The organism is Mesorhizobium sp. M7A.F.Ca.ET.027.03.2.1 (assembly GCF_003999175.1).
In the GTDB taxonomy this organism is placed as follows: domain Bacteria; phylum Pseudomonadota; class Alphaproteobacteria; order Rhizobiales; family Rhizobiaceae; genus Mesorhizobium.
This window is the reverse complement of sequence record NZ_RZOM01000085.1, coordinates 1-10392: the sequence shown is the minus strand read 5'-3', so window position 1 is coordinate 10392 and position 10392 is coordinate 1. Positions and strand designations below refer to the sequence as shown.

Sequence of the window (10392 nt, the reverse complement as noted above, 5' to 3'; positions counted from 1 at the left end):
GGCCTTGTTCACCGCCTTGACGCCGGCGCTCGCCGACAGCACCGCGACCGTCGGCGGCACGAGCTTTGTCAACAAAGGCCTGGTCGGCGTCGGCCGCATCCCGGCCGCTCAGCGCGACAAGTTCGGCGAGACGTTTGGTTCGGGCTCGGGCATGTCGATCGACACATCAGGCTGGACGCATGAGGCCGCCGGCTACAAAGGTTCGCTCTGGCTGCTGCCGGATCGCGGCTACAATGTCGTCGGCACCACCGACTACCGGCCGCGCCTCAACACCGTCGCCATCGAGTTTACCCCGGTGGCACCAGGTGCGGCACCTGCTGCCGGCCAGCAGCAGACCGGCGTCAAGGCAACGCTCGCCGACACCATGCTTCTCACCGACGACAAGGGGGCTGATGCCACAGGCCTCGATCCGCTCAACGGCGTGCGCGCGGCAAGCGGCGACATGCCGATCCTGCCGCAAGCCGACAATGGCAAGCTGGCGCTCGACAACGAGGCGATCGTGCGGCTGCCCGATGGTTCGATGTTCATCTCCGACGAATACGGCCCGAACATCTATCGGTTTTCCGCCGACGGGCATCTGCTGTCGGCAACCCAGCCACCGGCTGCGCTGGTGCCGATGCGCCACGGCACGCCGAACTTCGCCTCGGACAATCCGGGACCCGGTGCCGCCGAGCCCGATCCGAAGGATCCCGACACCGGCCGCCAGAACAATCAAGGCCTCGAAGGCATGGCGATGACGCCCGACGGCAAGTTCCTGATCGCCGTGCTGCAGTCGGCGGCCAGGCAGGACGGCGGCGATTCCGGCTCGACCCGCCAAAACACCAGGGCGCTGGTCTATGACGCGTCCGACCTCGCCCATCTCAAATTGGCGCACGAATATGTCGTGCCGCTGCCGGTGTTTAGGGATGCCAAGGGCAAGACCAAGGTCGCCGCGCAGAGCGAGATCGTGGCACTCTCCGACAAGAGCTTCCTGATGCTGGCGCGCGACAGCGGCAACGGCCAGGGCCTGAAGGGCGACGCCTCGCTCTATCGGCAGGTCAACGTCGTCGACCTATCCACCGCGACCGACATCGCCGGCGGCACCTTCGACGGCGCTGACAGGCCGGTCGCCCCCAAAGGCGTCGTCGACCCATCGGTGACACCGGCCAAGCTGACGCCATTCATCGACATCAACGAAAGTGCCGAGCTCGGTCGCTTCGGCCTGCACAATGGCGCGCCCAACGACCAGGACAACCTTTCCGAGAAGTGGGAGGCGATGTCGGTGGTCAGCGTGCTCGATGCGAAGCTGCCCGACGACTACTTCCTGTTCGTCGCCAACGACAACGACTTCCTCGCCCAGGACGGTTTTCAGGTCGGCGCGCCCTACAAGGCCGAAGACGGCGCCAATGTCGACACCATGTTCCTGGTCTATCAGGTCACGCTGCCGGGACTGGCCAAGAAGTAACGACCACTGCACGGACGGGCGCGCTTGGCGCGTCCGCCCGGAGCACTATTGCTGGTGTTTTTCCAGGCAGATTGATTGAGAAGGCTTACTTCAAGAACTCCGCGTCCTTCGGGACGCCCGCATCTATCGGCTCGGCGGTTCTGCTCGACACGGCCATGATCTTGCCGGCGGCCATCAGGTTGGGACGCACGAAGACCTGAGCGGGGCCGTTGACGCGGCTGTAGAGGTCGATGATGTCCTGGTTCATGAAGCGCACGCAGCCCGACGAAGCGTTCTTACCGATGGAATCCCACTCCGGCGTGCCGTGCAGCCGGTACATCGTGTCCTTGCCGTCGCGGAACAGATACAGCGCGCGGGCGCCCAACGGGCTCTGCGGGCCGGGCGGCATGCCGTCCTTGTATTTCGCCAGTTCCGGCCGGCGCTGGATCATCTCCGGCGGCGGCGTCCAGACCGGCCACTTCTTCCTCGCCTGGACCACGGCGCTGCCGGTCCATCCGAAACCGGCTTTGCCAAGGCTGACGCCATAGCGGATAGCTGTGCCGCCCTCGCGCACCAGATAAAGGAAGTGCTCAGACGTATCGACGACGATCGTGCCGGGTTTCTCCCCGGTCGGATCAGCCACGATCTGGCGCACGAATTTCGGATCGACCTTGGCAACCGGGATTGCCGGCAGTTGATAGCCCTCGTCGACACGCGCCGCATACATGCTTGCGGCATCGCCGAAAGCCGGATCGCTCGGCGGTGCTGCATCCGGCGGCGGCGGCGCCACGTCTGTTGTTGTACACGCCGAAACAGCCAGGGCGCCCAAAGCGGATGCACCGAGAAACGCGCGCCGGTTCAGGTGCACAGAAAACAGCGGAATATCGGACATGACCCCCCGGCTTATCCAAGATCTGATAGGAATGCGGCCCCACGCATCGAGGATCAATATCCCATTCCGGAAGCTTTGAGAACATGATTAGATCAAGGCACAACCTGTGTTCGGTTGTATCGGCAATCATCGCGGACGCGACTTGAAACAAACCTTCGCCGAGCTGCCCGCCATGGACGAAAAAAATCCCCCGCGCCGGCGCACCGGCGACCTGACCAGCGGCCCGATCCCGCGCACGCTCTTGCTGTTCGCCCTGCCGGTGCTCGGCTCCAACGTGCTGCAGTCGCTCAACGGTTCGATCAACGCCGTCTGGGTCGGCCGTTTCCTCGGCGAATCGGCGCTGACCGCCACCTCCAACGCCAACCTCGTCCTGTTCCTGATCCTCGGCACCGTGTTCGGCATCGGCATGGCGGCCACCATCCTGGTGGCCCAGTCGGTCGGTGCCCGCGACCTGCCCGAGGCGCGCCGCATCGTCGGCACCAGCGCGACGTTCTTCTTCCTCGTTTCCGTTATCCTCGCGGTCTGCGGCTGGATCTGGGTCGACGCCATTCTCAACACGCTCGGCACACCGGCCGATGCCTTGCCGCTGGCGCGCTCCTATCTGCGCATCATCTTCGTCGCCGTGCCGATGATGAACCTTCTGTCCTTCGTCATGACCGTGCTGCGCGGTGCCGGCGATTCACGCACGCCCTTCTTCTTCATGGCTCTGGCCGTCGTCCTCGACATCGTGCTCAACCCATTGCTCATCCGCGGCATCGGACCGTTTCCCGAACTCGGCATCGCGGGCTCCGCCACGTCCACGCTGATCGGCCAGACGGTAAGCGTGATCGCCATCCTGATCGTGCTCTATGTGCGCAAGCATCCGCTGCGGCTGGCCGGCGCCAACCTCGCCCTGCTGCGGCCCGATCCCACCTTGCTTCGCATCGTCGTCGTCAAGGGCGTGCCGATGGGTCTGCAGATGATCGTCATTTCGGCGGCGGCACTGACGGTGATGGGCATCGTCAATTCCTACGGCTCACAGGTCGCCGCCGCCTACGGCATCGCTGCTCAGCTGTGGACCTATATCCAGATGCCGGCGCTCGCCATCGGCGCCGCGGTGTCCTCGATGGCGGCGCAAAATGTCGGCGCCGGGCGCTGGGACCGGATCGGCCGCATCGCCGCCTCCGGTGTCGGCTTCAACCTGGTCCTGACCGGCGCACTGGTTGCAGTGCTGTCGGTTTTCGACCGTTCGGTGCTGAGCCTGTTCCTGAGCAGCGACAGCGCGGCGATCGACATCGCCGTCCACATCAACAATGTCGCCTCGTGGTCGTTCATTCTGTTCGGCATAACCATCGTGCTGTTTGCCACCGTACGAGCCACGGGTGCCGTGATGCCGCCGCTGATCATCCTGGTCATCTCGGTGCTGGTCGTGCGCACCGGCTTCGCCTATTTCATGCGTGGCGTGATCGGCGAGGAAGCGCTGTGGTGGAGTTTCCCGGTGGGTTCGATCAGCTCGCTTGTACTGGCGGCGGCCTACTACCGTTTCGGCCGCTGGCGCACCACGCACATGATCGAGAACAGACCGGCAGCCGGCGAGCCGCCGGACACCGGTCTTGGCGTGCCACGCGGACGCGCGCATCTTTCGCCTGAAACACCGAACGGCTGAAGTACCCGTCAGGCCATGGACATGGCGGCAGGGCCGCAATTGATTTGCCGCCCTGCCCGTCACGCCAGACCCGGCGCAAATGAACCTATTTGCAGGAGAAGCCGGGCGCGATCTTGCACTTGCCGGGACGTGGCCTGTGCGGCCGATGGTGCGGAGGACGGTGCGGCTTGTGCCAGTGTGGCGGCCGATGCGGCGGACGCACGATGATGATTGGCGGGCGAACGATTTGGGAGCGTTCGAGATAACCGGAGCTGGCCCAGCCGCTCACGCCGCCGCCATGAATTCTGCACCAGCCCGGCTGGCAGCCGGTGACATTGACCCTGAAGCCGCCGGGCAGCGTTCCGACCCTGGCATATCCCGCTCCCGGCCCACTACGGACATTGAGATTGGTCGTGGTGTGGGCGCTGTAAGCGAAGGCTGCGGCGGACGTCCCGAAGACCGCGGCCATTATGGTCGCGAACACAAGCAGAAAACGAAATCTCATCAGTCCCTCCATTCGAATCCGGCCGTTCATCTGCTTCGGCCAAGACTGCCCTGCAAGAGGGAGCGGCCAAGCCAAGAAAAGTCAACAGGTGGGCGGCGTAACTGTTCTGGCCAGCGGGACTGATGCCGGATTTTTCTTGGACATGGTTGAGGAATTTCCCGGTTGCCGCCTATTGCTCTTCAACACCCGCTGACGTTTACTGTCTTTCGACAATCACCGCGGGCAAAGGTGGATCCATGGGCAAAGGCAGGGTCGAGGCATTCACCGACGGCGCATCGCTTTCAGTTTTTCCGCCACCGATGCAGCAAGGTCGGCATAGCGCTCCTCCAGCCGTTCCGCGGCCTTGATGATCGAGAAATCGTGGCCGAACTTTTCCAGCGCCATACGCAGCTTCTCGACGAACTCGGCTTGTTTCTCCAGGGCGGAAAAGAGCGTCTTCACCTGCGTTTCGCTGATGTCGGGGTTGGCCAGCATCTGCGGCACCTCGCGGCCCATCTGGTCGCCAATGGCGGTCTGTTCTTTCAGGATTGCAACCCAGTCCGTCAATCAGGAAATCTCCGTTTGTCCCCGAGGCTAAAGTTTGTTTTGTCCCCAGGGCAAAATCTCTTTTGCGGAGGCAAAGGGCAACATGCGCAGCCTCGACCGAACTGGTCAACCCGACAAGGCGGGCAGAGGCTTGCGCCGGCCGGTTCCGGCGCTAAGTTCGGCGCCATCGAAGAAGGAACCCATCGCCCATGATCACCGACGCCGAGATACAGACCGCCCTGCCCGCGCTTGCCCCAGGCAATGCCGCCGTGATCACCGGCGCCGCCAGCGGCATCGGTCTGGCGGCCGCCAAGCGGCTTGCACTGATGGGCATGAAGATCGTGCTGGCCGACATTGGCGGCGCGCGGCTAGACGACGCCTCGCGCGCCGTTTCTGCGATTGCCGGCGACGATGCCGTGCTTGCCGTCGCCGCCGACGTTTCGAAAGCGGATGAGGTGGACCGCCTCGCCGAGAGGGCGTTCGGCGCCTTCGACGGGGTGTCGCTGCTGATGAACAATGCCGGCGTCGGCGACAACCCCGGAAAGCCATGGGAAAACCGCGATGCCTGGAAACGGCTGCTGGACATCAATTTCTGGGGCGTCGTGCATGGCGTGGAGGCCTTCGCGCCACGCATGCTGGCCTCGGCCAGGCCGGGTCTGATCGTCAACACCGGCTCCAAGCAAGGCATCACCACGCCGCCCGGCAATCTTGCCTACAATGTCTCCAAGGCAGGGGTGAAAACCTTCACAGAAGGCCTGGCGCATGCGTTGCGCAACGAACCCGGCGCCCATGTCGCTGCTCATCTTCTGATCCCCGGCTTCACCTTTACCGGCCTGACCGAGGGCGCGACGGAAAAACCGGCCGGCGCCTGGACCGGCGAACAGGTTGTGGATTTCATGCTGGAATCCCTGACCCGAGGCGATTTCTACATCCTGTGCCCGGACAATGAGGCGGCCCGCCCGCTGGATGAAAAGCGCATGGCCTGGGCGATCGGCGACATCATCGAGAACCGCCCAGCCCTGTCGCGCTGGCACCCGGACCACAAGGACAGTTTCGCGGCGTTCATGAAGAACTGATCTTCAGGCCGCCTGCTTTTTCGACCCGCGCTTTTTCGCCACAACCTTCTTCGCCGCCATGTCGGCGATTTGTTCGTCATGCCGCTTTGCAGCACGCTCGCATTTGGCGCGGATTTCCTCGACTTCGGATTCGGTCAGATGCTCGATGCCGATGAAGTGGTTGTGGCCCTTGCCGACCCGGATCAGTTCGTCGAGCTTGGCCTGGATCGCCGCGCCGTCGCGGTTCTGAGTGTTCTGGATCAGGAAGACCATCAGGAAGGTGATGATGGTCGTGCCCGTGTTGATGACGAGCTGCCAGGTGTCCGAAAAGCCGAAGAACGGACCGCTCACCGCCCAGACGATGACGATCAGGCAACAGAGGGCGAATGTCGGCGGCAGGCCGGCTATGCGGGCGACCCAGTTGGCGACCTTGGTGAAATGCTTTTCCATCTATCGAAATCCTCAACGCTGCGGCGCGATGAGAACAATCAGCGACCGTTTCAGGTTCCCGATGCAAGCAAATACCTCCAGGTACAATTGCCTACACGCATAGGGAGAATAGCCTGGAAAACACACCTTATGGGTCCAATGTCACAATGACCCTGCAGGCGAGAGTGCCTGTTCCTTCCGCTTCACAGCGGTTTAACTCCACCCCTTCCGCTGCGCCACCCCCGCATGGCGGAAGGGGTTTCAGTCCGGCGGGCCTTGAAGCGCGTCGCCCGACTCCGTCTCAACGCTACGCACTTGAACTGGTCAGACGGCGTCGTTTTCCCAGCGGTCGAGGAACGCTTCGATCGGCATGGCCTGCATGTCGGGAACCGCTCTGGCCAGCTTTTCGACCGGCCAGTCCCACCAGGCGAGAGCTTCGATCCGCGCCGTGATATCCGGAGCGAAGCGTGGCCGGAGAGCCTTCGCCGGCACGCCGGCGACGATCGCGTAGGGCGGCACATCACGTGTCACCACGGCGTTGGCGCCGATGACGGCACCGTTGCCGATGGCGACCCCAGGCATGATCACCGCGCCGTGGCCGATCCAGACATCATGGCCGATGGTCACGGCTTTCGCCTGCCGCCGCTCGCGGAACGCGGCATCGACGCCCAGCCAGCGAAAATACTCGTTCGGCCGGTAGCTGAGCTTGTGCTGGGTCAGCCGCTCTATGGGATGCTCCAGCGCATTGATGCGGCTGTTGGCGGCGATCGAGCAGAATTTCCCGATCGTCGTGTAGATCGCTTCACAGTGGCGTTCAAAATAGGAGAAGTCGCCGACATCCACCTCGCGCAGCACCACCCGCTCGCCGATCGAGGCATAGCGGCCGAGCTTACACGCCTTCAGCTCCGCGGTCGGATGGATACGCGGCTCAGGGTCTTTCGGGACGAGGTTTTCGGAACGGTCCATGCCGGCGGCTTTACGCCTAGGCGATTGGTCCCGCAAGCGGGACCAATCGCCCCTCAGATCGTTTCCCAGCAAGGATTCGCCGGACGAATGGTCCCGCAAGCGGGACCATTCGTCCGGCCGGTTCCGGAAGGAACTGAGCAGCCTATTGCGGCTTGCCTTTGCTCCACACCACGTTCTGGCCGTAGAGCGGCACGGTGGTGACCGACATTTTGGCCGAGCCGTTCTGCACCTGGCGCGAATGCGAGAGATAGATCAGCGTCTCATTGGGCTTGTCGTAGATGCGGTTCACCACCTGCTTCTTCCAGATCAGGCTGATGCCTTGCTTGAACACCTCCTCGCCGCCCTCGCTCATGTCGATGTCGCCGATCGTGATCGGGCCGGTCTGGCGGCAGGAGATGGAGGAATCGGACGGATCCTCGAACCAGTTGCCCTTGTGCAGGCGATCGATGATACCGCGATCGAAATAGGAGACGTGGCAGGTCACGCCTTCCACTTTCGGATCCTTGATCGCCTCGACGATGATGTCGTTGCCGAGCCAGTCGACTCCGACCTTGCCGACTTCCTCGGCGACCGCGGCACCGGCGCCAACGACAACACACGCGGCCAAGGCGCCGCCGATCAGTTTTCGCCCAATCGATCCGTGCCCAATCAGTCGTGGCAAGGGAGCCTCCTGCGGTTCGAGTTGCCGGTCACAGGTGGGGCGAGCAGCCCGGCTTTGCAAGCAGATAGGTCGACACCACTGCGGTTGCGGCAACGCGGCACTTTGCCTGTGCGAGGCCGAACCGCTAAGACTGTCGCACAGGCGCGGCATTGAGCCGCGCGATGATTTCTGCAGACGGACTTTTCTGATGATGCGTTCTATCCTGATCGGCATTCTCGTCCTGATGGCCGCCGGCATCGGCTGGCTGACCTTCGACTGGTACCGCGGCCATTATGGCGGCGGGCCCTTCGGCGCTGCCTTCACCCTGGTCGACCAGAAAGGCGCGCCGGTCACCGAGGCTGCCTTGAGGGGTCAGCCCAGCGTCGTCTTCTTCGGCTTCACCCATTGCCCGGAGGTCTGCCCGACCACGCTGTTCGAACTGGCCGGCTGGCTGAAGACGCTCGGCGACGACGGCAAGAACCTGCACGCCTATTTCGTATCGGTCGATCCCGAGCGCGACACGCCGGAAGTGATGAACGCCTATGTCAGCAATTTCTCCGACCGCATCGTCGGCATCACGGGCGCTCCCGACAAGGTCCATGCCATGGCCAAGTCGTTCGGCATCTACTGGAAGAAGGTCGACACCGGCGACGGCGACTACACGATGGACCACACCGCCTCGGTGCTGCTGCTCAACGCCAATGGCGACTTTGCCGGCACCATCGCCTACGGCGAAAGCGCCGATACGGCCATCGCCAAGCTGAAGCGGCTGGCGGCGAAAGGCTAGAGCTTGATCCCGAAAAGTGGGAACCGGTTTTCGGGCAAGATCATGCTCAAAAAGAAACAGATTTCATGACCCAGACGCGCCTTTACTTCACCACCGGAAAGACCGAGTCCGTCAGCATTTTCGCGGCGCTTGAGGCAGCCTTCGAGGAAGAAGGGCTGCCGATCGCCGTCCTGGAGGTCGACGAGGACAAGGACATCCACGAAGTGTCGCTCTATGCCGATGGCGACGTCGATGCGGTCGAGACCCGCTTGAACGACATCCTTGCCGGCCTTTCCCTGTCGAAGCCGATCGAGCGCGAGGCCCTGCCCGACATCGACTGGGTGGCGCATTCGCTGGAAGAGCTGAAGCCGGTGCGTGCCGGACGTTTCTTCGTCCACGGCGCGCATGACCGCCGCAAGCGCCACAGCGGCGAGATCGCCATCGAGATCGAGGCCGGCCTTGCCTTCGGCACCGGCCATCACGGCACCACCGCCGGCTGCCTGGAGATGCTGGAAAGAGTGGTCCGGCGCGAACACCCGCGCAATGCGCTCGATCTCGGCACCGGCAGTGCGGTGTTGGCGATTGCCGTCGCCAAGCTGGCGCATATTCCTGTGCTGGCCACCGACATCGATCCGGTGGCGGTGCGGGTGGCTGCCGCCAATGCGCGGCTCAATCACGTCAAGGCACTGGTGGAAACGGTGACCGCGCCGGGCTTTCACCACCCGGTCTTCGGCAAGCGCGCGCCCTTCGATCTCATCGTCGCCAACATATTGGCACGGCCGCTGATGCGGCTGGCGCCGCAAATGGCTGGCCACATCGCGCTCGGCGGCTCGATCGTGCTGTCAGGCATCCTCGACCGCCAGCGCGACGCCGTCATCTCGGCCTATGTCGGCCAGAATTTTCGCCACGTCAGAACCTTGCACCGCGAGGGCTGGGTGACGATCCACCTCAAGCATTGAGCCCGGGACCGACCGAGCTTGGACCAAGTTCCCCCGGTTGTCAGTCCAGCGATGCTGTAGCAGGTTGCGCGCAGCCGGAAATCGATTCCGATTTCCCAGTCCATAGGCTACGGTCCCGCCGATATCAGGAGGCCCACAATGTTCCAGACCTTCGATTCCGCCGGCGACCCGGCCGTCGGCAAACCGCGCGTGGCGCTCCTGCGCCAATGGCTTGAAGCCAACGGGCTTGATGGTTTCATCGTGCCGCGCGCCGACGAGCACCAGGGTGAATATGTCGCCGACCGTTCGGCGCGGCTGAAATGGCTGACCGGCTTCAGCGGCTCGGCCGGTGTCGCCATCGTCCTGCGCGACCGCGCCTTCGTCTTTGTCGACGGGCGCTACACGCTGCAGGTGCGCAGCGAGGTCGACCTGGACGTCTTTTCGATCGAAAGCCTGGTCGACAATCCGCCGGCTGTCTGGCTGAAAGACAATCTTGGCAAGGGCGCACGGCTCGGCTTCGATCCATGGCTGCACACGATCAGCGAGGTCAAGGCGCTGCAGGCCTCGGCCGACAAATCAGGCGCCGTGCTGGTGCCGCTCGACAAGAACCCGATTGACATCATCTGGAA

12 protein-coding genes are annotated in these 10392 nt (G+C 63.5%); 6 read left to right on the top strand and 6 right to left on the bottom strand.

Going from position 1 to position 10392, the window contains the following annotated elements; all coding sequences use genetic code 11:
* Positions 1 to 1444, top strand: a 1444-nt coding sequence (locus EN750_RS06280; protein WP_127395910.1) for an esterase-like activity of phytase family protein, incomplete at its 5' end; no start/stop codon positions are given.
* 85 nt (positions 1445 to 1529) lie between these two features.
* Here EN750_RS06280 and EN750_RS06275 read toward each other — a convergent pair.
* On the bottom strand, positions 1530 to 2315 hold the full coding sequence (locus EN750_RS06275; protein WP_127395909.1) for a L,D-transpeptidase: 786 nt from the start codon (positions 2313 to 2315) through the stop codon (positions 1530 to 1532).
* A 142-nt stretch (positions 2316 to 2457) separates the two neighbouring features.
* On the opposite strand from EN750_RS06275, the gene EN750_RS06270 reads away from it, so the two are divergent.
* A complete protein-coding gene (locus EN750_RS06270; RefSeq protein WP_245472770.1) occupies positions 2458 to 3960 on the top strand; it encodes an MATE family efflux transporter in 1503 nt (500 codons plus the stop codon).
* Positions 3961 to 4045: 85 nt separating this feature from the next.
* On the opposite strand, the gene EN750_RS06265 is transcribed toward EN750_RS06270, so the two are convergent.
* Positions 4046 to 4444, bottom strand: a complete 399-nt coding sequence (locus EN750_RS06265) for an SH3 domain-containing protein (protein WP_127382106.1) — start codon at positions 4442 to 4444, stop codon at positions 4046 to 4048.
* Positions 4445 to 4705: 261 nt separating this feature from the next.
* Positions 4706 to 4990 carry a hypothetical protein gene (locus EN750_RS06260; protein ID WP_127320440.1) on the bottom strand — a complete coding sequence of 95 codons (285 nt, stop codon included), beginning with the start codon at positions 4988 to 4990 and terminating at the stop codon, positions 4706 to 4708.
* 188 nt (positions 4991 to 5178) lie between these two features.
* On the opposite strand from EN750_RS06260, the gene EN750_RS06255 reads away from it, so the two are divergent.
* Positions 5179 to 6045 (top strand): SDR family NAD(P)-dependent oxidoreductase, encoded by an 867-nt coding sequence (locus tag EN750_RS06255; protein ID WP_127395908.1) that lies wholly within the window; start codon positions 5179 to 5181, stop codon positions 6043 to 6045.
* Between the two features lie 3 nt (positions 6046 to 6048).
* Here EN750_RS06255 and EN750_RS06250 read toward each other — a convergent pair whose 3' ends face one another.
* From EN750_RS06250 to EN750_RS06240, 3 genes are all read right to left on the bottom strand, one after another.
* Positions 6049 to 6474: a low affinity iron permease family protein gene (locus EN750_RS06250; protein WP_127320442.1), complete on the bottom strand. Its 426-nt coding sequence runs from the start codon at positions 6472 to 6474 to the stop codon at positions 6049 to 6051.
* A gap of 303 nt (positions 6475 to 6777) precedes the next feature.
* The gene (locus tag EN750_RS06245; RefSeq protein WP_127395907.1) at positions 6778 to 7419 is read right to left on the bottom strand and encodes a DapH/DapD/GlmU-related protein; all 642 of its coding nucleotides are present in this window, start codon (positions 7417 to 7419) and stop codon (positions 6778 to 6780) included.
* 142 nt (positions 7420 to 7561) lie between these two features.
* Complete coding sequence (locus tag EN750_RS06240) at positions 7562 to 8080, bottom strand: CreA family protein (protein ID WP_127395906.1); 519 nt, start codon at positions 8078 to 8080, stop codon at positions 7562 to 7564.
* Positions 8081 to 8267: 187 nt separating this feature from the next.
* Between EN750_RS06240 and EN750_RS06235 the strand changes: the two genes are divergently transcribed.
* The 3 genes from EN750_RS06235 to EN750_RS06225 all read left to right on the top strand — a co-directional run.
* Positions 8268 to 8846 carry an SCO family protein gene (locus tag EN750_RS06235; RefSeq protein ID WP_127395905.1) on the top strand — a complete coding sequence of 193 codons (579 nt, stop codon included), beginning with the start codon at positions 8268 to 8270 and terminating at the stop codon, positions 8844 to 8846.
* Positions 8847 to 8911: 65 nt separating this feature from the next.
* Complete coding sequence (locus EN750_RS06230) at positions 8912 to 9784, top strand: 50S ribosomal protein L11 methyltransferase (RefSeq protein WP_127269252.1); 873 nt, start codon at positions 8912 to 8914, stop codon at positions 9782 to 9784.
* A 138-nt stretch (positions 9785 to 9922) separates the two neighbouring features.
* Positions 9923 to 10392, top strand: a 470-nt coding sequence (locus tag EN750_RS06225; protein WP_189526063.1) for an aminopeptidase P family N-terminal domain-containing protein, incomplete at its 3' end; no start/stop codon positions are given.